The sequence below is a fragment of the Rhizobacter sp. genome (assembly GCA_019635355.1).
GTDB lineage: Bacteria > Pseudomonadota > Gammaproteobacteria > Burkholderiales > Burkholderiaceae_C > Rhizobacter.
In genome coordinates this window covers 455,786-479,816 of the sequence record JAHBZQ010000001.1, presented here as the reverse complement: position 1 = coordinate 479,816, position 24,031 = coordinate 455,786, and the positions used below count along the sequence as shown (strand labels likewise).

Here is a 24,031-nt window from a genome sequence, read left to right as displayed (position 1 = left end):
CGTATGCCGTGGGAACCTTGCATCGCCAGCAGCTTGCGGCGGTGCAGCACGGGTGAAGTTTGCCATCGTGCCGGGCGGGGCCCGGCACCGCGTCAGTTCTGCGCGACCTGCAGGCCGGTGCTTTCCCACTCGGGCAAGCCACCGCGGAACCAGTAGACCTTCTTGAAGCCCGCGGCCACCGCCGCCTTGGACGCCTTGTACGACTTCCAGCACTCGGCACCGTTGCACGAGAAGATGGTCGGCTTGTCCTTGTCGAGCTTGGCGAGGTCGCGGAAGTCGTCTTTCGCGGGGTCGAAGGCCACGTCTTTCAGGCTCTTCTCGTGGTAGGGCACGAACACCGCCTGCGGGATGCGCTTGGCCTTGTATTCCTTCTCGGAGCGCGTGTCGACGATCACGGCGCCTTCGGCCACGAGCTTGCGCACGTCGGCGGCCTTGACCACCTCGGCACCCGGCAGGCTGTTGGGCGTGAAATAGCCCAGCTCGGCGACGGCCTTGTACAGGGCCATGTCAGGCCTTTCCATCACCGGCTTCAGGCCCGACGAGGTGGCGTTGGTGGAGAACCAGCGCGCCAGTTTCTCGCGCGACTTCTCAGGCAGCGTCTTGCGCACCACCACCGAGAGGCCGCCCGGCACGGGAATCGACGTCGACACGGCGTGCAGCGTGCGGCCGCGGGTCTTGACCCAGTCGTCCCACTCGCTCTGACGCACCACGGTCGCATCGAACACGCCCATGTCGACCGCGATCAGCCCGGCGCTCGGCCAGCGCGCGAATTCAACCTGCAGGTTCTGGAACGAGAGCCCGGCCGCGTTGAGCATGCCGCGCGCCACGTAGGAGTAGACCGAGTCCTGCTGCGGCAGGTAGAGGCGCCGGCCGCCGAGCGCGGCGACGGTGTAGCTGTCACGCCGGGTCACGAGCACGTATTGCTCCATCGGGTTGGTGGAGCCGATGAGTTCGTAGCCGCGCGAGAGCGCCGAAGCGGCCACCTGGGGCGGCGCAATGTAGATGTCGACCTCGCCGGTGCGGGTGGCGCGCATCACGTCGGTCAGGTCTTCGTTGATGAAGACTTTGGCGGCTTGGCCCGTGGCCTTGCTGATGGCCGACTCGACCGTGGCCGTGACGACGGCGAGCGAGTCTTTCTTCGACGTGGGCTCGACCGCGATCATGGCGGTGAGCTGTGCGTGGGCAACGCTTGCGCCCAGCGTGAAACAGACGGCGAGTACCTGGCGAATTCCCAACATGACGATGTCCTCCTGTGCGGCGTTTTGAACCTGCCTTCTTTGCAAAGGCAGCACCTTCTTGTGCGTTCGTTATTTTCGGCAGCACCCGCTATCGCTTGACACCTCCGGTCGAGTAAGGTGTAAGCAATAGATTCAGCCGTCTGGCGTATCCCGGCGAGCTGGCTATGCTTCGCGCCCGTCAGTCCGCAAGCCCGCGTTGCCACTGCGGGTTTTCCAGAACCCTCTCTGTTTTCCACTCTTTTGGAGCGATCGACCGCCATGTCCATGCCAACCGATGTTCGCCGCCGTCAACTCCTCGCGGGCAGCGCCGCGCTTGTTGCCGCCCCGCTGGCCGGCTGTGCCACGGGCGCTACGACCACCGCCGCCGCACCGGCGCCTGCCGTCCCGCCGGCCGCTCCGAAGCTGCCGGCCTATGCCGCCTGGAAGGACGCCGACAGCCTGATCATCCACAGCAGCAGCACGCTCGAGACGAAGCGCAGCGCGATGGGTGCGAGCCTCGTCACCCCCGTCGAGCGCCTCTACGTGCGCAACAACCTCCCGGCCATGTCCGAGAGCGTGCTCGCCGACCGCGACGCCTGGCAAGTCGCCTTCGAAGGCGTCGCCAAGCCCGGCACGCTCACGCTGGCCCAGCTGAAGACCATTGACTTCAGCACGGTTGCCACCGTGCTCCAGTGCAGCGGCAATGGCCGAGGCTTCTTCCCGCACAAGCCGAGCGGCACGCCGTGGAAGGTGGGCGCGGCCGGCTGCGTGATCTGGGCGGGCGTGCCGCTCAAGTCGGTGATCGAGCGCCTGGGCGGCGCCCAGAGCGGCATGCTGTACCTCACCGGCACGGGCGGCGAAAAGTTGCCCGAGGGGGTCGACCCGCTGAGCGTGGTGGTCGAGCGCTCGGTGCCCATCGCCGCGCTGCAAGACGCGATGCTGGCCTGGGAAATGAACGGCACACCCCTGTCCGTGGCCCACGGCGGCCCGCTGCGACTGGTCGTGCCCGGTTACCAGGGCGTCAACAACATCAAGTACGTCAAGCGCATCGCGCTCACCCCGAGCGAGAGCAAGGCCAAGATCATGTCGCACGGCTACCGCATGACGCCGATGGGCCAGAAGGCCGAGCCGTCGCAGGCCTCGGTGCTGCTGATGAACGTGAAGTCGTGGATCAACACGCCCTCGGGCGACGGCAAGCTCGCGGCCGGCCCGGCGCAGATCCTTGGCGTCGCCTTCAGCGGCGGCTCGCCGATCAAGCGCGTCGAGGTGTCGACCGACGGCGGCAAGACCTGGCGCGATGCCAAGCTGGTCGGCCCCGACCTCGGCCCCTTCGCATGGCGCCAGTTCGCCATCCAGGCGAACCTGCCGGCCGGCACCCACACGCTCGTGAGCCGCGCCACCGACGCAGCCGGCCAGGTGCAGCCGCAGCAGCGCGAGGAAAACGTGTCCGGTTACGGCAACAACAGCTGGGCCGACCACGCCGTGACCGTCGTCGCTGCGTGAACACGCGGCAGCGCATCGCCGCGGCCGCCCTGGCCGCGGCCAGCCTGGCCGCGCTGGCAGATGAACGCGAGGCCGGCCGCAAGCTCTTCACGAGCGGCGCGGCCCCCTCGTGCGCCACCTGCCACACCCTGCGCGATGCCGGCGCCACCGGCGAGATCGGCCCGGTGCTCGACGAGCTCCGGCCCGACGAAGCCCGCGTCATGCAGGCCATGCTCAACGGGCTCGGCGTCATGCCGTCGTTTCGCGACAAGCTCTCCGAGAAAGACCTCGCGCTGCTGGCGCGCTACGTGGCGCAAGCGGCCGGCGCGCCGCGCTGATCAGGGCTTGCGGGCCAGCGCCGCGTTGCGAATCGCGGTGAGCGTGCTGCGCGAGGTGCTCACGTCGGCATCGAGCTTCAGGTGCAGCAGCGTCGGCCGCTGCGCCGCCAGCGCCTCGGCGAAGGCCGGCTCGAACTCCTCGGTCTTCGAAAGCGAGCAGGCCTGCCAGCCATAGGCGCGCGCCAGTGCCGCGAAGTCGGGGTTGAAGAGGTCGCTGCCGCTCACGCGCCCGGGGTACTCGCGCTCCTGGTGCATGCGGATGGTGCCGTAGGTGCCGTTGTCAACCACCACGCTGATGAGGCGCCGGGCGCCGTAGCCGGTGGCGGTGGCCAGCTCCTGGCCGGTCATCAGAAAGTCGCCGTCGCCGGCGATGTTGACGACCGTGCGCTCGGGATACAACAGCGACGCCGCCACCGCCGCGGGCACGCCGTAGCCCATGGCGCCGGAGGTCGGTGCCAGTTGCGTGCGGCCGTGGTGCTGCAGGCCGGGGTAGCGACAGTAGCGGTGCAGCCAGCCGGCGTAGTTGCCGGCGCCATTGGTGTAGACGGTGTCGTCGGGTGCGAGGCGCTGGATCGTCTTGATGACGACGGCCATGTCGAGCGGCTGCACGTCTTGCGAGACGTGGTTGGCTTCGTAGTCGGCGTGGGCCTGCTCCGTCCACTCGTTCCACGGCAGCTGCGGGGGTGCGGTGAGCCCTTCGAGGGCCTTGGCGGCACTCGCCATCGACGATTGCAGCAGCAGGTCGGCCGCATACACACGGCCGAGCTCTTCGGGCCCGGCGTGGATGTGGATCAGCTTCTGCGCAGGCCGCGGCGGCTGCAGGAGCGTGTAGCCGCTGGTCGTCATCTCGCCCAGGCGCGGGCCGATGGCGAGCACGAGGTCGGCGTGGCGGATGCGCTCGGCCAGCTTGGGGTTGATGGCGATGCCCACGTCACCGGCGTACTGCGGGTGGCGGTTGTCGAACACGTCTTGAAAGCGGAACGCACAGCCGACCGGCAGCTTCCAGTTCTCGGCGAAGCGCTGCATCGCGGCGCAGGCGGCGGCGTCCCAGCCGCCACCGCCCACGATGACGAAGGGTCGCTCAGAGGCAAGCAGCATTGCGCGCACGTCGCGCAAGCCACCGGGTGCGGGCCAGGCCTGCGCGGGCTCGGCGCGGGGAAGCACTGGGGCACGCGTCGCTTTGGTGAGCATGTCTTCCGGCAGCACCAGCACCACCGGGCCGGGGCGGCCCTGCATCGCGGTATGGAAAGCACGCGAGATGTACTCGGGCAGGCGGTCGGCGTCGTGCACCTCGCCCACCCACTTGGCGAAGCCGAGCGTGCCGGGGCCAAACATCTGGCGGTAGTCGACCTCCTGGAAGGCTTCGCGGTCGCGCTGGTCGCTCGCCACCTGGCCGATGAAGAGGACCATCGGCGTGCTGTCTTGAAACGCGGTGTGCAGGCCGATGCTGGCGTTCGTCGCGCCCGGCCCGCGCGTCACGAAACACACACCGGGGCGGCCGGTCAGCTTGCCCTGCGCTTCGGCCATGAAGGCCGCGCCGCCTTCTTGCCGGCAGGCGATGAAACGGATCTTGTCGCGGTGCTCGTGGAAGCCGTCGAGCGCGGCGAGGTAGCTCTCGCCGGGCACGCCGAACACCGTGCCCACGCCCTGCGCCACCAGGGCCTCCACCAGCGCGTGGCCGGCGAGGCGTGCAGAAGAAGTCGTCATGCGGCGACTTTACGGGCCCCGCGCAGTTGTGCAATGCCGATGCCGACCAGCGACGCCGAGGCCACCCCCAGCACGAGCGCCAGCGCCGAGCCAAAGAACACGCCGGAAGGCGAACCATGGTCGAGCAACGCGCCGAAGACGGGTGCCGCGATCGCGAAGCCCAGGTCCAGTCCGGAATACACGGTGCCGTAGACGCGCCCCGTCGCCCCGGGAGGTGCGGCCTGCTTGATGAGCATGTCGCGAGACGGGCCGGCGAGGCCCACACCGAAGCCGGCCAGCGACGCCACCGCGCACGCCAGCAACCCCGGCAGCGCCCCCGAGGCCACCACCGCCAGCAGCACCGCCGCGCCCATCAGGCAGAAGCCGATGATGCGTTCCAGGCGCTGCGTGCGGCTCACGAGGAAGCCACCCACCACCATGCCCGCCGCACCGCACAGCATGTAGCCGGTGACGACGAAGGCGGTGATCGACAGCGGCAGGTCGTACATCTTCTGCAACGCCGGGCTCGCGAAGCTCTGGATCGCGCTCAGCGACACCGTCGACCAGAAGAAGAACGAGAAGCACAGCCACACCGACGGCAGGCGCAGGAAGGCGAGCGGATGCTCGTTGACCGGCGCCGCCGACTTGGCCGCGGCACCCTCATGCGCCCAGCTGCCGGCGCGGTCATCGATCGCCTCGCGGTGCACCCACAGCACGGCCATCACGAAGAGCGCCCAGACCCCCATGCCCGCGGCGGCAATGCGCCATGAGCCGGTGGCTGCCGTGAGGCCGGCCAGGAACACCGGTGCCGCCGCCCAGCCCAGGTTGCCGGTGATGCCATGCACCGAGAAGGCATGCCCCAGGCGCGGCTGCGACACCCGCTTGTTGAGGATGGTGAAGTCGACCGGGTGGAAAGGCGAATTGCCCAGGCCCGCGAGCATCGCAGCGAGCATCAGCCCCGTGTAGCTCTGCGCCGTGGCCACCGACAGCGCGGCCAGCACGAAGCAGCTCAGCGCGACGAAGAGCACGGGCCGTGCGCCAACACGGTCGACCAGAAAGCCCGCCAGCGCCTGCCCCACGCCCGAAACAACGAAGAACACCGACACCAGGAGCCCCAGCTCGGAATAGCTGAAGCCGAAATCGCGGATGAAGAGCGGGAACAGCGGCGCCAGCAGCATGTGGAAGAAGTGCGAGGTGCCATGCGCCAGGCCGATGAGGCTGATGGTCTTCGCGTCTTGCGACAGGGAAATGGATGCGGAAGTCATGGGAACGGCGTGAATGCGATGGCAGCACTCTAGGCGTGGGCAGATCGACAGAGTTACGATAGTTCGTCAATTTCTATCGAGAAACAGACATGCGCCGTCAGACCGTCACCCATGTCAGCCGCCGCCACACGAGCGTGCCGCCCGTCGACCCGCTGCGCTACGCGCCGACCGCCGAGCACCCGGTGCGCGCCAAGATGCGCCGCCTCGCAGCCGACACCCACATCGACCCGCACAGCCACCCCTGGGGCCAGCTGGCGTTTTCGGTGACGGGCGTGATCCGCATGACGGCCACCCAGAGCACCTACATCGTGCCGCCCTCGCGCGCGGTGTGGATCCCGCCGCACGTGGAGCACACCGTCAACGTGGTCGAAGACGCCGAGATCCGCACGCTCTACCTGCACCAGGACGAGCGGCACATCGGCCCCGAAATCGATGCCGGCGCCGATTCGCCGTGGCACCAGTGCCGGGTGATCGAGGTGTCGAGCCTGCTGCGTGAACTGGTGATGCACCTCGGCCTGGAGCCCGGTGCGCTCTCGCCCGGGCAGCGGCCCGAGCCGCGCGAACAGCACCTCATCGCGCTCGTGCTCGACGAGCTGCGCCGCGCGCAGCAGGTGCCCATCGGCGTGGACCTCCCGCAAGACAAGCGCCTGCGCGCCCTGTGCGAATCGGTGCTCGACGACCCAACCCGCTGGAGCACGCTCGAGACCTGCGCTGCCGAAACCGGCGCCAGCGCCCGCACGGTGGCGCGGCTCTTTCGCAGCGAGCTGGGCACGACCTTCCTGCAGTGGCGCCAGCAGGTGCTGCTGGCCAAGGCGCTCACGATGGCGGCGCGCAAGGTGCCGATGGCGGTGATCTCGGCGGAGCTGGGCTATGCGAGCCCGAGTGCGTTCACCGCGATGGTGAGGCGCTCGGTGGGCGCGCCACCGAGCGTCTTCTTCAGCTGATCTTGCCGATCACTTGTAGTAGCCGACCGCGCACACCTGGTCGCCCACCTTGGTGACGTAGCTCACCTTGGTGACCGGGTCCTTGCCGCCCGGCTTCGGCCACTGGTATTCGATCTCGTTGATCTCGCCTTCCTTGGCCGAGTCGTACAGGCGCATGCCCAGCGCTTCGCCGTCTTGCGCCTTGAGCGTCTTCATGCTCTTGCCGTTGAGCTGCGGGTGGGCGCTGAAGTTGCCGTCGGGGCCGCCACAGAAGGGGTAGAGATCGCGGTCGCGGAAGCCGTTCTCGCCGAGCGCGATCTGGTTCAGCGCCTTGGCCTTGTCGGCCTTGATCGCGGCCACGGCCTTCTGCAGCATGGACTTGGCATCGCTCGCGCTGCCTTGGGCGGCGGCGAAGAGCGAGCCGCTTGCGACCCAGGCGCTCACCGCAACGGTGGCCAACAGTTTCTTCTTCATGGTTATGTCCTTCCTGACATCGAGGGGAATATCGCCGAGAGAGTGACGGCGACGCGAGTTAACCCATTTCATTGATTAAATGGGCATGGGAAGGCCTCTCCGCTATATGGAGAAACCCACACATTCAAATTCGGGGGTGACGTTTCCGTCGAGGTTTCCGCCGCGGGCAGGAGCGGGCTCGATGGCCTCAGCCCCTGTCAGCGCAGGTTCAATATTGGAAATTCGGAAACTCGTTCATCGCCACCTTCTCGACCGCCGCCAATCTCATGTTGCAGCGCAAAATAGATGGTATCTGCGCATATTCGCACAGCCGATCATTTTTTCTTCTGGAAACAGATGACATCGCACAGATACCCTGCCGCAATCGCGCCGTGGGTATTTGGTATCAATGACAAAACCACCGCGCGCCTTCTTTCCGACACGGCCCCTCCTGAGCCCGCCCCCTCAAACCAATGCCCCCTTTTCAACCACTGGTTGCAAACCGTGGGATGTTGCGGGGGCGGGACGAGCCTAGACTCCCGCATCAACAGCGCCGCCCACGGCGCGAGGTACGGGAGTACACGACATGCTCAGCTCGCTCTTCGGTGACTTGCGCACCATCCGCGGCAACCCCGCGCCAGAAGATCCGGACCACGGATTCGCCGCCACCGCCATCCTCGAGAGCGTGGCCACCGAGGTCAACGACCGCGGGCAGATGGTCGACAGCCACCAGCGCGACCTCGTCGTCTCAGGCTCCCCCGCGCAGGCGATCCGCGACCACTTCACCGCCACCCGCGCCGACCTCGAAACCGCCACCCGCCTGATCGCGCTCTACGACCCGACCGCCGTGTGGGCGAGCGCCGTGATCAAGGCCCTGTCCGACGCCAGCGGCCGGCCCATCGAGCGGCTGCACCTGCGCGAGCAAGGCACGCTGCGCACGCTCGCGACGATCGAGCGCACCACGCTCGAGCGCCGCAACGAAGACATGCTGCGCATCTACCACGCCGACGTGCGTGCGCCCGGCACCGCCAACGCCGCCGTGCCCCTCGCGCTGATGGAGCGCAGCCACATGACGGCGGTGATCGTCGGTGCCATGCAGCCGCACGCCATCGACGAGATGCTCGACACCCTGCAAACCGCCGTGCGACATGCCAACTGGCGCTGCCCCACCCTGCTCTTCATGCTGCCGCCCAACGCGGTGTGGATCGCCAACAAGATCGGCATGATCGAGTGGCCCGCCCGCTTGAAGGTGCAAGTGCTGAACGAGGCGCTGACCAGCGCATCGGCCGTGTGGAATTCGCTCCTGGGCATGTGGAACCGGGTTAAGAAGGAGCCCGTGTGGGGGCCGCCGCCCGCGCTGGCGCCGGGGCTCGACGGCTTCCAGATCAAGGTCGCCGACCTCTCCTCCCCCACCGGCTCGACTGTTGCCGGCGCCAAGGTGTCGTTGCCGGTCTCGGCCCCGGCCACGGCCCATGACGCCACCGTCCCGTTGCGCCGCCCCTTGCTGGACCCGGCACTCGCCGAGCGCGCCCTGGAGGTGCTGTCGGCACTCGACGGGCTTTACGCCTGCGCCGTGGTCGACGCCAGTTCCGGCCTCATCCTGGCCAAGCAGGAGCGCAAGGACCAGCCGGTCGACCTCGACCTCGCGGCCGCCGCCAGCGCGCAACTCCTGCGCACGCACCAGCATGTCGCCCGCCAGCTGGGCCTCACCACCGAGATCGACGAGGTGATGACGAGCGCCGGGCCGCGCCACCATGTGATGCGCAACGCAGCGCGTCACAAGGGTCTCTTCCTCTTCGCCGTGCTCGACAAGCAGCGCACCAACCTTGCACTGGCGCGCTACAAGCTGATGGAAGCGGAGCAAAGCCTGGGCTGACCCTCTGCGGCGTTCGAGGCACCAGCGCCACCCCCGTGGCGCTTTTTTTCGCCTGAGGGCCGTGCGCCCTGAGAGCGATCCGTGATTTATGCACGGTCGATCAAAAATAGCGCTCCAAGCGGGCAAAAACAACCCTCTCCGACCCTGATCGGGTAAGTCACAGGCCAATCTTTTGCACCGTCGTGCAAAACTAGATCGCATGGACACAAGGACTTCCCTGCAGACCCTGAAACGCCTCGCCGGCATCGTCGGCGTGGCGGGGGGCGCCCTGTTCGGCGCGCAGGCCATGGCGGCCGACTTCAGCGCCACCTACAGCGCTGGGCTCACCACCTACCGGATCAAGGGCACGGAGCCCGCCTCCGGCAAGCACCCGGTCTTCATCTACACCGTCGGCACCACCGAGAGCTACGACAACGGCCAGGCCATGGCTGCCGTGGCCGAGATGTCGGCCAAGGGTTTCGTCGCCGCGGCCGTGCAATACGACAGCAGCCTCTTCGGCACCTGCTCGCAGATCCTCGCCAAGGCGAAGTACATCTACAACAGCGGCAGCTCGAGCAGCGCCGTCGCCAAGCTCTGCGCACGCAGCACCGCCGACTGCAGCAAGGGCATCGTCGTCGCCGGCTTCAGCCAGGGCTCGGTGATCGCGATCAACGCGAAGAACTACGACAGCCGCGTGCGGGCCGCCTACGGCATGGGCTCGCACACCCTCTACACCGTCTACGGCATGACCTCGTGCATGACGCCGGGCAACTACAAGCTGCCGAAAGACAACCTGCGCATCGTCAACGGCCAGAGCGACATCTTCCCCGGCGGCACCGCCACCACCGTGCGCGGCTCGTCCGAGTCGGTCGCCGGACGCACCTGCGGCGCCCTTGCCTACGAATGCCTGAGCGGCAACGGCAGCGGCTGGATCATGGTCCGCGACACCGCTGTCGGCGACCTCTCGGCCGACCACTGCTACCAGCGCGCCGCGGGCGGCTGCGCGGGCAGTGCCGACGTCCTCGACACCACCTGGCGCAACGGCTCCACCCACTGGGGCCTGAAAGCGAACCTGAACTGGCTGGCCGGTTTCGCCACGCCATGAACTGAGTTTTTCTGAGCTGTCGTCCCTTCGGGTGCGAGCCGCAAGGCCCGCACCCTTTTTTCTTCATGACGACCCCTCGCCGGACGAGCAAGTCGGCCAGCCACACGGCTGCGGCAACCCCGGTGCTGGGCTACCATGACCGCCCCCGTGCGCGCCGCGGATCACCTCACACCCAGCCATGAGCCAAGTGCTGTTCGACTACACGCGGCAAGACGCCACCGGCGCCAGCTGCACCGCCCATGCCTGGGCGAAAGTCCCCGAGCCCCTCACCCCCGACCAGCGGCAGAGCTGGAAAGAGCGCGCCAAGGCGCTGCTTGCCAAGCACCAGGCCGTGCTCGTCGCCCACTACTACGTCGACGGCGACCTGCAGGACCTGGCCCTGGAAACCGGCGGCTGCGTGGCCGACTCGCTGGAGATGGCGCGCTTCGGCCGCGACCATGCCGCCAAGACCCTCGTCGTCGCGGGCGTGCGCTTCATGGGCGAGAGCGCCAAGATCCTGAGCCCCGAGAAACGCGTGCTGATGCCCGACCTCGACGCCACCTGCTCGCTCGACCTCGGCTGCCCCGCCGACGACTTCGCCCGCTTCTGCGACGCCCACCCCGACCGCAAGGTCGTCGTCTACGCCAATACCAGCGCCGCGGTGAAGGCCCGTGCCGACTGGATGGTCACGAGCTCCTGCGCGCTCGCGATCGTGAAGCACCTGAAGGACCAGGGCGAGAAGATCCTCTGGGCCCCAGACCGCCACCTCGGCCGCTACATCCAGCAGCAGACGCATGCCGACATGCTGATGTGGAACGGCGCCTGCATCGTGCACGACGAGTTCAAGGGCCTGGAGCTCGACCTGCTCAAGTCGCAGCACCCCGGCGCGATGGTGCTGGTGCACCCCGAGTCGCCCGAGAGCGTGGTCAAGCAGGCCGACGTGGTGGGCTCGACCTCGCAGCTGCTCAACGCCGTGGTGCAGGGCAACGCACCGGCCTACATCGTCGCCACCGACAACGGCATCCTGCACCGCATGCGCCAGCTCGCGCCGGGCAAGACGCTGATCGAAGCGCCCACCGCCGGCAACAGCGCCACCTGCAAGAGCTGCGCGCACTGCCCGTGGATGGCGATGAACGCGCTGCAAGGCGTGGTGAGCTGCCTGGAAAACGGCACGGGTGAGATTCACGTCGAGGAGCCGATCCGCAGCCAGGCGCTCGGCTGCATCGACCGCATGCTCGACTTCGTGAAGCGCAACCCCACCGCCACCCAGAAACCCGGCCTCGTGCCCAACATCGGCGCCGCCTGAGCCAGCCATGTACGACAAGAACGAAACCCTCGAGCAAGCCCGCGAACGCAACATCAACGATGCGCTGAGCGAAGACATCGGCCGCCATGACTGGACGGCGATGCTCGTGCCCGGCGCACAGCGGGTGAAAGCGCGCGTGCTGGTGCGCGAAGAAGCGGTGCTGTGCGGCCGCGAGTGGTTCGACGGCTGCATCAAGGCGCTCGACAACGACGCCAAGATCGACTGGCACGTGGCCGAAGGCGCGCTGATGACACCCGACACGCTCGTCTGCCACATCGAGGCCAATGCCCGCGCCTTGCTCTCGGCCGAGCGCCCGGCCCTCAACTTCCTGCAGCTGCTGTCGGCCACGGCCACCATCACGCGCCGCCATGTCGACGCCATCGCCGGCGCCTCGCCCAACCCGCGCGGCTGTGCCGTGCTCGACACCCGCAAGACCATCCCCGGCCTGCGCCAGGCGCAGAAATACGCGGTGCGTGTGGGCGGTGGGCAGAACCAGCGCCTTGCGCTCTGGCACGGCATCCTCATCAAGGAAAACCACATCGCGGCGGCGGGCGGCGTGGGGCAGGCCCTGCGCCGGGCGCAGGCGCTGAATTCGGGTGTCGACATCCAGATCGAGGTCGAAAGCCTCGAACAGCTGCGCGAGGCACTCGATGCCGGCGCGCAAAGCGTGCTGCTCGACAACTTCACCGAGCCGCTGATGCGCGAAGCCGTGGCCGTCAACCAGGGGCGTGCGCTGCTCGAAGTGTCAGGCAACGTGCAGCTCGGCCAGATTCGTGAAATTGCCGCCACCGGCGTCGACCGCATCTCCATTGGCCGCTTGACCAAGGACGTGAAGGCGGTCGACTATTCGATGCGGGTGCTCGAACGCCTTTGAGTCGGGGCCTCGCTCACGAGAGGCCACCATGAGCACTGCTGATTTCGAGTCGATCCACAACCACTACGAGCGGATCATCTTCGAGGCCGTGCTGGCCGCGTCTGCGAACTACACGGTGCCGCGCGAGCTGCTGGCCGACGTGGCCTGCGTGGCGCTCAACCGACTGCCGCCACGCTACATCCGCCACGACGTTGACCTCGTCTTCTATCTCACCGAGAACGAACGCGCCCACAACGAGGTGGCCATCGCCGAGGCGGTGAAGTACGCGTTCGAATTTGTCCAAGCGCGCAGCGCCATGAAGGCGCGCAGTTAGCGGCCCTTGAACACCGCGGGGCGCTTCTCGACAAAGGAGCGCACGCCTTCGGCCCAGTCTTCGCTCGCGAAAATCTTCTTGCTGATGGCGGCGAAGTCAGCCACGGCCGCAGCCGGCCCCTCTTCCACCGCCTTGATGGCGTTCAGACGCGTGGCCGTGACCGCCAGCGGCGCTTGAGCCGCGATGCGCTGCGCAATCGCCAGCGCTTCATCCAGCACCTGCGCGTTCGGCACCACCTTCTGCACGAAGTTGAGCCGGTAGGCCGTCGGCGTGTCGAACTCGTCGCCCGTCAACAGGTACAGCATCGCGTTGCCCAGACCAGCACGCTCCGACATGCGCAGCGTCGCACCGCCACCCGGCATCAGCCCGCGCTGCACTTCCTTCTGGCAGAAGCGGCAGTCTTCACCGGCCACCACGATGTCGGCACCGAGCATCAGCTCGATGCCCACCGTGAAGCAGATGCCCTTCACCGCGGCCACCACCGGCTTGGTGCGGCGGCGATAGCCGGGCTTGCCGAAGTCGTGCGGCTCCACCAGACCTTCGGGGATCAGCTTCTCGCCCCGCTCCAGGTGCGATTGCACGGCAGGCATGTCGAGCCCCGCGGTGAAGTGGTCGCCAAAGGCATGCAGCACGCCGACGAAGAGCGAGGGGTCGTCGTCGAGCCGCGTGTAGGCCTCGCCCAGCTGGCGGAACATCTCGGGCGTCCAGCCGTTGCGCTTGGCCGGGCGGTTGATGCCGATGAGGAGCACGTTGCCGACGACCTGCGTCTCGATGCAGCCATGCGCCGGCAAGGGTGTGGTGGTGGTCAGTTCCATTTTCGGATTCGGGTTTGTGCGGAGGCGCGATGCAAGGCTCGCGAAGGACCTGCATCTTCGGTCATCGCGCCCGCAGCGACTGACACCCGCGTGACTGTGATGGCCAATCGCGAAGCCTATGCTCCTCGTCTCTCATCCATCGCTGCCAGGACGCCATGACCGCTGCCTTCGACACGCCCCTCGCCCTCTGCGGCCCCCTGCGCCAACCTCGCCAGATGCTCGCCGAGCAGACCTACGGCGGCCACCTCTCCATCCACGACGACAAGACCGCGGGTGACCTCGGCCTGAAGGCCGGCCCCATCGAAGGCCCCACGCATTTCAGCCAGTTCGACCCGCTGCTCGTGAGCCTCTTCGGCAACGCCTGGTTCGAGACCGGCTGCATCAGCTCGCACTACCAGAACATGGTGGTCGAAGGCGAAGAGGTGCGTGCCTTCGTTCAGCCGCCGAAGGGCAACGAAAAGATCGTGAAGATCTGGGCCGAGAAGAAGGACGGCACACCGGTGCTCACCGGCACGGCCTCCGTCGGCGACGTGCCCGATGCGCAGCACGAGATCCCGCAACGCATCGCCAAGCTGCGCCCGCCCACCGGCCTCGTGATCAACCGCGACCTGAAGGTGGGGCAAAAAGGTGCGCAGAAGGAGACGATCGCCATGGGCTTCGACCAGCACATGGGCGACTACTACCCCTTCACGCTGAACTCGAAGCTCAAGGTCATCACCGAGCCCTCGCCTTGGTACACCGCCGAAGGTGGCGCGTCGTCGCCTTGGGGCAAGGCCATCATCCCGATCGAGATGATCAGCGTGCTGCTCGGCAGCACTTCCGCACTCGCCGGCTTCAAGGGCAAGCAGCCCGCTGTGGGCCTCTTCGCCGGCCAGCAGATCCGCTTGATCAAGGGCCCGCTCTTCGTCGGCCAGCCGTATGACCTGGAGCGCGAGATCATCGCGCTCAGCGAAAGTGCACGCACCGAGTCGTGCTGGATCCGCACCAAGGTCTTCGAGGCGGGCACGCGCACGCAGGTCGCCGAGATGATCCTCAACAGCGCCACGCTCAAGAGCTCTTACGCCAACTACGAAAAAGATGCGCGCGAACTCGGCCTCGTGAAGTAACGACGACAGGAGACAGCACCATGACCACGCTCGACACCGGCACGCCCGACCTGCAAGCCACGCTGCATGGCGGCGTGCTCACGCTCACGATGAACCGCCCCGACGCGCGCAACGCCCTCTCGCGCGCCATGCTGCAGGCCATGCAGCAGCAGCTCGTGGCCGCCGAGTTCAACAACGAGGTGCGCTGCATCGTGCTCACCGGCGCGGGCAAGGCCTTCTGCGCCGGGGGCGACGTGAAGGGCATGGCTGCCGCAGGCGACGGCACCGTCGGCCAGCGCACCATCGACGAGGCCATCCACCAGCAGCGCCACAGCCAGCGCGAAACGGCCGGCCGCCTCTTCAAGATGCCCAAGCCCACGCTCGCGGTGCTGCCCGGTGCGGCGGCTGGCGCGGGCCTGTCGCTCGCGATGGCCTGCGACCTGCGGCTCATGAGCAGCAGCGCCTTCATGACGACGGCCTTCGCGAAAGTCGGTTTCGCCGGCGACTACGGCGGCACCTATTTCATGACGCAGCTGATCGGTGCCGCCAAGGCGCGCGAGCTGTACATGCTGTCCGACCGTGTGTCGGCCGACGAAGCCCTGCGCCTCGGCCTCACCAACTGGGTGAGCGAACCTGACCACCTGGGCGCGCGCACCAACGAGATCACCACCCGCCTCGCCAACGGCCCGGCGGTCGCCTACCGCTACATGAAGGAAAACCTCAACCGCGCGATGGCCGGTGCGGTCGACGAGTGCCTGGACCTCGAAGCCACGCACCACATCCACTGCGGACAAACAGAAGACCACAAGGAGGCAGCCAAGGCATTCGTCGAGAAACGAGAGCCTGTCTTCAAGGGGCGCTGAATGCCCGACGCCCAGATCCTCCCAATGCCGCGCGCGCAAGCGATCGCCGAACTCACGGCGCCCGGCGCGCCCGGCGAGCTGATCGACATCGTCGCCCACGGTCGCCACGTGAAGGCGTTCAAGAACGCACCGCCCACGCTGCGCGACTACTACGAGCTCTACGTCACCGACCTGCCCTTCCTGATCTACGAAGACGAGCGCTACACCTTCCGCGAGGCGTGGCAGCAGGCCTCGCGCATCGGCCATGTGCTGGTGCATGAGTGCGGCGTGAAGCCGGGCGATCGCGTGGCGATCTCGATGCGCAACTACCCCGAGTGGATGATCGCCTTCAGCGCCATCACCTCCATCGGTGCGGTGGCCGTCGCGATGAACGCGCACTGGCAGGCCGATGACATGGCCTATGCGCTCGTCGACTGTGGTGCGAAGGTGCTGCTGGCCGACCAGGAGCGGCTCGACCGGCTTGCGCAGAAGCCTGTCGAAGGCCTGCAGGTGCTGGCGGTGCGTGCCACCGAGCTGAAGGCCGGCGCCCGTGACCTGAAGGCCGCCACCGCGGCGCTCGGCGAGGTGCCGATGCCCCCGGTCGCGATGCAGCCCGACGACCTCACCATCATGCTCTACACCTCCGGCTCCAGCGGCCGGCCGAAGGGCGTGCCCTCGACGCACCGCATGGTGATCTCAGCCCTGCTCTCGTGGGAACTCGACTACGCCATCCTCGACAAGGTCAACGGCGTCGTGCGCCCCGAGCCCGTCGAGCAAGGCGGCACGCTGCTCGCGGTGCCGCTCTTTCACGTGACGGGCCTGCATTCGTCGTACCTCGGCAGCTACCGCCTGCAGCGCCGCCTCGCCAGCATGTACCGCTGGGACCCGGAGAAAGCCGCCGAGCTGATCGACCGCGAGCGCCTCACCTCGCTCGGCGGCCCGGCGGCCGTCACGGGCGACCTGATCCGCGTGGCGCAGTCGGGCAAGTACAGCCTGGCCACGCTCATGTCGCTCGGCGGCGGCGGGGCGCCACGCGCGCCCGAGCAGGTGCGCCAGATCGATGCGAGCTTCGCGCAAGCCGTTCCCAACATCGGCTGGGGCATGACCGAGACCAACGCCATCGGCGCCGGCATCGTCGGCCAGGACTACCTCGCCCACCCCACCAGCTCCGGCCACTGCTCGCAGGTGCTCGAACTGCGGGTCACCGACGAAGCAGGCCGTGTGCTGCCCCCAGGCGAGCGCGGCGAGCTGTGGGTGCGCGGCACCTCGGTCTTCACCGGCTACTGGAACAACCCCGAGGCGAACAAGCAGTCGTTCGACGGCGACTGGTTCCGCACCGGCGACGGCGCCACCCTCGATGCCGAGGGCTACCTCTACATCGTCGACCGCATCAAGGACCTCATCATCCGCGGCGGTGAAAACATCGGCTGCGGCGCCGTCGAAGCCGCACTCGTGATGCACCCCGAGGTGATCGAGGCCTCGGTCTACGCGGTGCCCGACGAGCGCCTCGGCGAAGAGGTCGGCGCCACCGTCTACGGCACCGACAAGCTCGACGTGGAGCAACTGCGCCAGTTCCTCGAAGGGCATCTCGCCAAGTTCGAGATCCCGCGCTACATCGAGCGCGCGAACGCACCGCTCCCCCGCACGCCTTCCGGCAAGATCCTGAAGCGTGAAATCAAGCAGGCCGCCCTCGCGCGCCTCACGACCTAAAACAACCACACCAGAGGACTCTCTCCCATGAAGACCCGCATCACCGAACTCTTCGGCATCGAGCACCCCATCATCCAGGGCGGCATGCACTACGTCGGCTTCGCCGAGATGGCCGCGGCCGTCTCGGAAGCCGGTGGCCTCGGCATCATCACCGGCCTCACGCAGCGCTCGCCCGAGTTGCTCGCCAACGAGATCGCGCGCTGCCGCGAGATGACGAAGAAGCCCTTCGGCGTGAACCTCACCTTCCTGCCCTCGGTCAACACGCCCGACTACCCGGGTTACGTGAAGGCCATCATCGACGGCGGCGTGAAGGCGGTCGAGACCGCCGGCAACAACCCGCAGAAGTACCTCCCCGCGCTGAAGGAAGCCGGCGTGAAGGTGATCCACAAGTGCACCTCGGTGCGCCACGCGCTGAAGGCCGAGGCCATCGGCTGCGATGCGGTGAGCGTCGACGGCTTCGAGTGCGGCGGCCACCCCGGGGAAGACGACGTGCCCAACTTCATCCTGCTGCCGCGTGCGGCCGAAGAGCTGAAGATCCCGTTCGTCGCCTCGGGCGGCATGGCCGATGGCCGCTCGCTCGTGGCCGCACTTTCGCTCGGCGCCGACGGCATGAACATGGGCACGCGCTTCATCGCCACGAAAGAAGCGCCGGTGCACCAGAACGTGAAGGACGCGATCGTCGCCGCCAGCGAGCTCGACACCCGCCTCGTGATGCGCCCGCTGCGCAACACCGAGCGTGTGCTGAAGAACGCGGCCGTCGACCGCCTGCTGCAGAAGGAGCGCGAGCTCGGCGCCTCGATCAAGTTCGAAGACATCGCCGCCGAGGTGGCCGGCGTCTACCCGCGCATCATGAAAGAAGGCGAGATGGACCTCGGCGCGTGGTCGTGCGGCATGGTGGCTGGCCTGATCCACGACGTGCCGACGGTCAAGGAGCTGATCGACCGCATCATGGCCGAGGCGCACGCGATCATCCACGAGCGCCTGGCCAAGCTCTGAGCGGGGCTCAGCGCACCGGGTCGATCACCGGCCCGGAGAGCGCCTCCAGGAACGACACCAGGTCGCGCAGCTGTGCGTCGCTCAGCCGGATGGGCTGACGCTCGGCGTGCACGTGCCCGTCGCGCGCCAGCTCGCTGTGGCCCACCGTGGCGGCGGGTGACGCGGCGTAATGCGCCACCACCGCCTGCAGGCTCGCCAACTGGCCGGCGTGCATGTAGGGCGGCCGCAGTGCCACGTTGCGCAGGCTCGGCGTCTTGAACGCGCCCTTGAGCGTCGGGTCGGCCTCGTCGACGAGGAAGCGCAGCTCCTCGCAGCCGCGGGTCTTGTCGGCATCGCTGTGCGGGCCCAGGCAATTGAACTCGTCGCGCGCGAGCGCGGCGATGGCACTGGCACGCCCGAGGTCGGGCCGCGACGGGTTGCGCTGCGGCACGCCGGTGTTGTGGAAATGCTGGTCGGTGAGCAGCGGGCCGTTGTGGCAGGTGGCGCATTGCCCGGGGCCGATGAAGGCCCGCAGGCCGCGCACCTCGCCCGGCGACAGCAGCTGCTGGCCTTGCGTGTCGCCCGCCAGCGTGGCCTGCACGTAGCGGTCGAAGCGCGAGGCGCCGTAGCTCACCGAGCGCTCGTAGGCGGCGATGGCCTTGCCGACGTTGGCGAACACGCGGTTCACCTCGGCTTGCACCGGTGCTGGCGTGGCCGCCCAGATGCGGCGCTGCTCCGGGGTGCCAAGCGGGCCGGCATCGGCAGGCCACGCCGCCATGTCGGGCAGGCGGCCGAACACGCTTTCGTATTCGTCGCGGTAGTGCTGGCGCACGAGGCGGCTCACCTGCACGCGCGTCGTCGCATGCTCGGCAGCGTCTTCGAGCGGCCCGAGCGCCTGCGACCACAAGCTGTCCTTGCGGCCGTCCCAGAACTTCCACGGGCTGTGCGCCGCGGCGACGATGGGCATGCTGCGCCGCGTGCCGGTGCCCACGCCTTTCGAGACGGGCAGGCCATCCTGGAACTGGCGGTCGGCGGCGTGGCAGGTGGCGCACGCCACCTGGCCGTTGGCGCTCGGGCGCACGTCATGGAACAGCTTGCGGCCGAGTGCCGCCGCAGCGGGCAAGCGCTCGAAGCGGTTCGACGCGTCGGCCGGCGCGGGCGGCAGCGCAGCGAGCTGCATCGAGGCCAGCAGCTTCAGCTCTTCGTCGCTCCAGCGGTCGCGCAGCGGCGTGCGGTTGAAGCTGAAGCCGCACAGCAAGAGCACGGCCAGGCTGCCAGTCAACATCAGGCGGGTCGAGCGGCCCATGGTTCAACTGCCCTTGACCACGGTGTTGAAGGTGACCTTGTCGGCCCCCTGCTCGCCTTGCACCGCGAGCTTGATCTCCCACCAGCCGGTCATGCTTAACTTCATGCCTTCGATGAGGTAGCGGCCATCTGCCAGCTCGCGCGTCACGCGCGGCTTCGTCGGCAGCCCGTGCCCGTGCTGGGGCATGCCGCCGTCGACGGCGATGCGCGCCTGGCGCACCGGCTGGCCGTCGGGCGTGGCCACGCTCACCTCCCAGGCGTGCATCTGGTTGAGGGCGGGGGCGCTGGCGGGCGGCTGCAGGCGGATGCGATAGCGGCCTTCGGCCGTCGGGCGGTCGAGCGAGGTGTCGAGGTTCGCGGGCGGCGACATGCAGGCCGAGACCAGCAGCATTGCGGCGAGCGCGGCGGTGCGTGCAAGGGGTTTCAGTTGAAAGGCGAAGGGGGTCATCGAGGTCTCCAGTTGAGGGGTGCGTGTGGAAGAATTCTGCGAAGCCGCGCTCCGTGCGGATTGAACGAAAGGGCTGACCTTCGTGCCGATGAACCTGCCCGCCTCGATGCCACCCGAGCACCAGGTCACCCCGCCGGCCGCCAAGGCCCTGGCCACCGGCCGCGTGCTCTTCTGGACGGGTGGCAGCGTCTGGATCGGCCGCGGCGAGGGCCGCACCGAGTGGCACAGCCACCATGCGCTGCAGATCGCGCTTGCCATCGAAGGCGTGTGTCTCTTTCGCAGCGAAGGCGACGGGTGGACCGAGTTCACCGGCGCGCTGGTCGGCTCCGACCGCCTGCACCAGTTCGAGGTGGAAGGCGCGACGGTGGCGCACCTCTTCGTCGAGCCCGAGACGGCCCAGGGCCGCGCACTGCGCCAGTGGCTCGGCGGCTCGGCCATCGCGGCGCTGCCCGGCCCGCAGGAGCGCGCGATGCTCGACGGCCTGCGCCAGGTGCTGCACGCCTCGCCGCAGGCCACCTTGGCCGCGGCGGGCCACGCCATCGAGTTGCTCGCCGGTGTGCCGGCGCCCGCCGAGCCGGTGGACACGCGCGTGGCCAAGGCCATCGCCCACGCCCGCGAGCAGCTGCACCGCGGCGTGACGCTCGCCAGTGCCGCCGAGGCGGCGGCACTCTCACCGAGCCGGTTGCGTCACCTCTTCATGCAGGAGACGGGCACGGGCTTCCGCGTCTACGTGCTGTGGCTGCGCCTGAACGCGGCCATCCAGTCAGCCCAGGCCGGGCGCAACTGGACCGAGGCGGCCCACGAAGCCGGCTTCGCCGACTCGGCCCATCTCACGCGGACCTTCAAGCGCATGTTCGGGATCAACCCGGCAGCGCTGGTGCCGGGCTGAGACCCGCTATCGCCAGAGCCCCGTCGGCCCCGCACCGCGGGGCTGCGGCCCACGCTGCGTGCGCCCGGCCGGCTGCATCAGGATGGTCGGGAAGCTCACCGGCAGCGTCTGCGGGAAGTCGCGGCTGAAGTGCAGGCCGCGGCTTTCATGCCGCATGAGTGCCGAGCGCACGATCAGCTCCGCGCAGTCGACGAGGTTGCGCAGCTCCAGCAGGTCGCGCGTGACGCGGAAGCTGCCGTAGTAGTCGTCGATCTCGCCGCGCAGCAGCGAGATGCGGTGCAGCGCACGCTCCAGCCGCTTGGTGGTGCGCACGATGCCCACGTAGTTCCACATGAGCAGGCGCAGCTCGTCCCAGTTGTGGGAGATCACCACCTGCTCGTCGGAGTTCTCGACCTGGCTTTCGTCCCAGGCCGGCAGCTCGGCCTGAGCACGGCCACCGAGCGTGAGGATGCTGTCGGCACAGGTGCGGCCCAGCACCACGCATTCGAGCAGCGAGTTGCTCGCCAGGCGGTTTGCGCCGTGCAGGCCGGTGTAGGTGGTCTCGCCCACGGCGTAGAGGCCGGGGATGTCGGTGCGGCCGTGCAGGTCGGTCACCACGCCGCCGCAGGTGTAGTGCGCAGCCGGCACCACCGGAATGGGCTGCGTGGTGATGTCGATGCCGAGCTTGAGGCAGCGCGCGTAGATCGTCGGGAAGTGTTCCTTGAGGAATTCGGCCCCGAGGTGCGTGGCGTCGAGCAGCACGTTGTCGACACCATGCTTCTTCATCTCGAAGTCGATGGCGCGGGCCACGATGTCGCGCGGGGCCAGCTCGCCGCGCTCGTCGTGCGCATGCATGAAGCGCGCGCCGTCGGGCAGCTTGAGGTGGCCACCTTCGCCGCGCAAGGCCTCGGTGATGAGGAAGCTGCGCTCCTGCGGGTGGTACAGGCAGGTCGGGTGGAACTGGATGAATTCCATGTTGCCGACCCGGGCGCCCGCGCGCCAGGCCATCGCGATGCCGTCGCCGGTGGAGGTGTCGGGGTTGGTGGTGTAGCGGTAGACCTTGCCGGCGCCGCCAGTGGCCATCACCACGGCCGACGCGGCCAGCGTTTCGACGCGCTGGTGGTCGATGTCGAGCGCGTAGACGCCGTAGCAATGCGGCTGCTCGTCGCGCTTCAGGTGGCGCGAAGTGATCACGTCGACCGCCATCCAGCGCTCGCGCAGCTGGATGTTGGGGTGCTTGGCCACCTCTTCGAGCAGCACGTCGTGGATGGCCTTGCCCGTGGCGTCGGCCGCGTGGGCGATGCGGCGCACGGCGTGGCCGCCTTCGCGCGTGAGGTGCAGGCCGAGCGGGCCCTCGGGGTCGGGCGAGAACGGCACGCCGCGCGCCACCAGCCACTCGACGGCCGCTGCGCTGTGCTCGGCGATGAAGCGGGCGGTGTGCTCGTCGACGAGGCCGGCGCCGGCGTCCTGCGTGTCGCGCACGTGCGATTCGATGCTGTCGTCGGTGCCCAGCACGCCCACGATGCCGCCTTGGGCCCAGGCCGTCGCGCCTTCGTTCAGCTTGCGCTTGGCCAGCACGATCACGGGCTGCTTGTCAGCCAGGTGCAAGGCCACGGTGAGGCCCGCAAGCCCCGCTCCGACGATCACCACGGGAAGCGTGGGCTGAACGGGCGTGCTGGCTTGTGGCATGGGTGATGCAGAGGCGCTGAGAGGGCCGGATTCTATCGACGGGCCTCTCCGGGCTTCGTGTTCTTTAGGGATGGGCGTGCAGCCAGCGGTGTGAAAACATGCCCGGGCCACCCGTCACATTTTGAAACATCGGGCCTACACTGGCGAACCGGCAAGGCGCACCCCACATGTCGATCTCCTCCACCCCCTCTCCCGGCCCGGCCGACGAATGGCAGTCCACCCGCGCCGAGACCGCGGTGCCCACGCAGATCCAGCCTCGCGAGGAAGACGAGAGCGACCCCGCGCAGCGCGATATCGGCCGCCCGGTGAGCCCCACGCAACGAGAGCTCTTCGTCTCGTGCGACCCGGCCGAGGCGATGCAGCAGCAGTTCGACCACCTGCAGCCCGAGTACATCGCGCTGCACGACATCGGCACCTCCTCGTCGCGCAAGCTGCTCGCGGGTGTGGCGGCGGCAAGCGGCCGCCCGGTGCAGAAGCTCGTGGTGCGCCGCCAGGGCTACGGCACGCCGCTCGCCACGCTCGAGTTCGTCGACTTCCCGTCGGCCGGCCAATCGTCGCTGCGCCTCTACACCACCGAGACCGACGCCGATACGCATCAACGCCATGAACTCGCCCGCGTGCTGCTGTGCTACAGCCGCCTCGGCGTGATCATGGTCGGTGACCTGCCACCGCACCTGATGGGCTCTTCATTCGACCCGCTGCGCGAGGCGATGATCAAGCGCGACTGGCACAACCGGCACATGCTGCTGCTGCCGCTGGCCAACTCGACCGCGCTCAACACCACCGCCACCGAGCTCGGCCGCGGCACCGGCGTGACGGTACGCACCACGCCGCAGGTCACGCGCCCGGCCGATGCGTGGTCGTTCATCAGCGGCACCTGGAACCGCCTGCGTGAGCAGATCCACACCGAAGCGGGCCGCAGCCTGCCGCCGCTGCCGGGCGCCAACAGCCGCGCTGCTTCTGGTGCGGCCAACCAAGACGCCCCCGTCAGCGCGCCCACGCCGCTCTCGCCACCCGTCATCCCGCCGGTCGCGATGAAGCCGATGCCCTCGACCAGCCCGCGCGAGCCGCGGCCCGACGACGGCCCGCTCGCCCGCTACGTGCACCAGCTCATCGAACTGCCCGGCATGGTGAGCGTGGCCGTCTTCGACGTGGCGAGCGGCCAGGCCGTGCTGCATGCCGGTGCTCGCCCCGGCGGCATCGAACTCGGCCAGCACGGCGCCGCGCTGCTGGGCGCGATGGCGCATGCGAGCCGCACGCTCGGCATGGGCCACGCGCTGCCCGAGGCGGCCATCACGCTCGGCACGCACCACCTGGTGCTGCGCACCGTGCCGCACCACCCGGGCCTCGCGCTGCATGCGGTGCTCGACAAGACACACGCCAACCTCACGTTGGCCCGGCTGCAGATCGGCCGCATGGACGCGGTGCTCGACGCGTCTCCCACATCGACCTGAAGGACCCGTGAAGGAAAAAGGCCGCGCCCTTTGCAAGGCGCGGC

The 24,031-nt window shown here is 68.4% G+C and carries 22 protein-coding genes; 14 read left to right on the top strand and 8 right to left on the bottom strand.

Going from position 1 to position 24,031, the window contains the following annotated elements; translation table 11 throughout:
* Positions 1-92: 92 nt before the first annotated feature.
* Entirely contained in the window at positions 93-1,238 is a 1,146-nt protein-coding gene (locus KF892_02105; GenBank protein ID MBX3623778.1) for a PhnD/SsuA/transferrin family substrate-binding protein, read from the bottom strand.
* Positions 1,239-1,496: 258 nt separating this feature from the next.
* Between KF892_02105 and KF892_02100 the strand changes: the two genes are divergently transcribed.
* Both KF892_02100 and KF892_02095 read left to right on the top strand, forming a co-directional pair.
* Positions 1,497-2,720 carry a sulfite oxidase gene (locus tag KF892_02100; protein MBX3623777.1) on the top strand — a complete coding sequence of 408 codons (1,224 nt, stop codon included), beginning with the start codon at positions 1,497-1,499 and terminating at the stop codon, positions 2,718-2,720.
* The gene (locus tag KF892_02095) at positions 2,717-3,037 is read left to right on the top strand and encodes a cytochrome c (protein MBX3623776.1); all 321 of its coding nucleotides are present in this window, start codon (positions 2,717-2,719) and stop codon (positions 3,035-3,037) included. Before KF892_02100 ends, KF892_02095 begins: the two co-directional genes overlap by 4 nt.
* Here KF892_02095 and KF892_02090 read toward each other — a convergent pair whose 3' ends face one another.
* The gene (locus tag KF892_02090; GenBank protein ID MBX3623775.1) at positions 3,038-4,744 is read right to left on the bottom strand and encodes a thiamine pyrophosphate-binding protein; all 1,707 of its coding nucleotides are present in this window, start codon (positions 4,742-4,744) and stop codon (positions 3,038-3,040) included.
* Entirely contained in the window at positions 4,741-5,988 is a 1,248-nt protein-coding gene (locus KF892_02085) for an MFS transporter (GenBank protein MBX3623774.1), read from the bottom strand. Before KF892_02085 ends, KF892_02090 begins: the two co-directional genes overlap by 4 nt.
* Positions 5,989-6,077: 89 nt before the next feature.
* On the opposite strand from KF892_02085, the gene KF892_02080 reads away from it, so the two are divergent.
* Positions 6,078-6,932 carry a helix-turn-helix transcriptional regulator gene (locus KF892_02080; GenBank protein MBX3623773.1) on the top strand — a complete coding sequence of 285 codons (855 nt, stop codon included), beginning with the start codon at positions 6,078-6,080 and terminating at the stop codon, positions 6,930-6,932.
* Positions 6,933-6,941: 9 nt separating this feature from the next.
* On the opposite strand, the gene KF892_02075 is transcribed toward KF892_02080, so the two are convergent.
* A complete protein-coding gene (locus KF892_02075) occupies positions 6,942-7,385 on the bottom strand; it encodes a cache domain-containing protein (protein ID MBX3623772.1) in 444 nt (147 codons plus the stop codon).
* 565 nt (positions 7,386-7,950) lie between these two features.
* Between KF892_02075 and KF892_02070 the strand changes: the two genes are divergently transcribed.
* From KF892_02070 to KF892_02050, 5 genes are all read left to right on the top strand, one after another.
* Positions 7,951-9,240 (top strand): hypothetical protein, encoded by a 1,290-nt coding sequence (locus tag KF892_02070; protein ID MBX3623771.1) that lies wholly within the window; start codon positions 7,951-7,953, stop codon positions 9,238-9,240.
* Between the two features lie 199 nt (positions 9,241-9,439).
* Positions 9,440-10,324 carry a hypothetical protein gene (locus KF892_02065; GenBank protein ID MBX3623770.1) on the top strand — a complete coding sequence of 295 codons (885 nt, stop codon included), beginning with the start codon at positions 9,440-9,442 and terminating at the stop codon, positions 10,322-10,324.
* 178 nt (positions 10,325-10,502) lie between these two features.
* On the top strand, positions 10,503-11,609 hold the full coding sequence (gene nadA / locus KF892_02060) for a quinolinate synthase NadA (GenBank protein ID MBX3623769.1): 1,107 nt from the start codon (positions 10,503-10,505) through the stop codon (positions 11,607-11,609).
* A gap of 7 nt (positions 11,610-11,616) precedes the next feature.
* Positions 11,617-12,483, top strand: a complete 867-nt coding sequence (locus KF892_02055) for a carboxylating nicotinate-nucleotide diphosphorylase (GenBank protein MBX3623768.1) — start codon at positions 11,617-11,619, stop codon at positions 12,481-12,483.
* 28 nt (positions 12,484-12,511) lie between these two features.
* Positions 12,512-12,796: a late competence development ComFB family protein gene (locus tag KF892_02050; protein ID MBX3623767.1), complete on the top strand. Its 285-nt coding sequence runs from the start codon at positions 12,512-12,514 to the stop codon at positions 12,794-12,796.
* On the opposite strand, the gene KF892_02045 is transcribed toward KF892_02050, so the two are convergent.
* Positions 12,793-13,611 carry a crotonase/enoyl-CoA hydratase family protein gene (locus tag KF892_02045; protein MBX3623766.1) on the bottom strand — a complete coding sequence of 273 codons (819 nt, stop codon included), beginning with the start codon at positions 13,609-13,611 and terminating at the stop codon, positions 12,793-12,795. The genes KF892_02050 and KF892_02045 overlap by 4 nt on opposite strands.
* Before the next feature lie 155 nt (positions 13,612-13,766).
* Here KF892_02045 and KF892_02040 point away from each other — a divergent pair, with 155 nt between their 5' ends.
* From KF892_02040 to KF892_02025, 4 genes are read left to right on the top strand one after another with little or no spacing between them, the layout of a single operon-like run.
* Positions 13,767-14,717: a hypothetical protein gene (locus KF892_02040; protein ID MBX3623765.1), complete on the top strand. Its 951-nt coding sequence runs from the start codon at positions 13,767-13,769 to the stop codon at positions 14,715-14,717.
* 20 nt (positions 14,718-14,737) lie between these two features.
* On the top strand, positions 14,738-15,559 hold the full coding sequence (locus tag KF892_02035; protein MBX3623764.1) for an enoyl-CoA hydratase: 822 nt from the start codon (positions 14,738-14,740) through the stop codon (positions 15,557-15,559).
* Positions 15,560-17,248: an AMP-binding protein gene (locus KF892_02030; protein MBX3623763.1), complete on the top strand. Its 1,689-nt coding sequence runs from the start codon at positions 15,560-15,562 to the stop codon at positions 17,246-17,248.
* A gap of 27 nt (positions 17,249-17,275) precedes the next feature.
* Complete coding sequence (locus KF892_02025) at positions 17,276-18,244, top strand: nitronate monooxygenase (protein ID MBX3623762.1); 969 nt, start codon at positions 17,276-17,278, stop codon at positions 18,242-18,244.
* Between the two features lie 7 nt (positions 18,245-18,251).
* Here KF892_02025 and KF892_02020 read toward each other — a convergent pair whose 3' ends face one another.
* Together KF892_02020 and KF892_02015 are read right to left on the bottom strand one after the other, a co-directional pair.
* On the bottom strand, positions 18,252-19,529 hold the full coding sequence (locus KF892_02020; GenBank protein MBX3623761.1) for a cytochrome-c peroxidase: 1,278 nt from the start codon (positions 19,527-19,529) through the stop codon (positions 18,252-18,254).
* A gap of 3 nt (positions 19,530-19,532) precedes the next feature.
* Positions 19,533-19,976, bottom strand: a complete 444-nt coding sequence (locus KF892_02015; GenBank protein ID MBX3623760.1) for a FixH family protein — start codon at positions 19,974-19,976, stop codon at positions 19,533-19,535.
* Between the two features lie 88 nt (positions 19,977-20,064).
* Here KF892_02015 and KF892_02010 point away from each other — a divergent pair, with 88 nt between their 5' ends.
* The gene (locus tag KF892_02010; GenBank protein MBX3623759.1) at positions 20,065-20,865 is read left to right on the top strand and encodes a helix-turn-helix transcriptional regulator; all 801 of its coding nucleotides are present in this window, start codon (positions 20,065-20,067) and stop codon (positions 20,863-20,865) included.
* A gap of 6 nt (positions 20,866-20,871) precedes the next feature.
* Here the strand turns inward: KF892_02010 and nadB are convergent, their stop codons facing one another.
* Positions 20,872-22,533 (bottom strand): L-aspartate oxidase, encoded by a 1,662-nt coding sequence (nadB, locus tag KF892_02005; GenBank protein MBX3623758.1) that lies wholly within the window; start codon positions 22,531-22,533, stop codon positions 20,872-20,874.
* Between the two features lie 167 nt (positions 22,534-22,700).
* Here nadB and KF892_02000 point away from each other — a divergent pair, with 167 nt between their 5' ends.
* Entirely contained in the window at positions 22,701-23,987 is a 1,287-nt protein-coding gene (locus KF892_02000; protein ID MBX3623757.1) for a hypothetical protein, read from the top strand.
* Positions 23,988-24,031 lie beyond the last annotated feature (44 nt).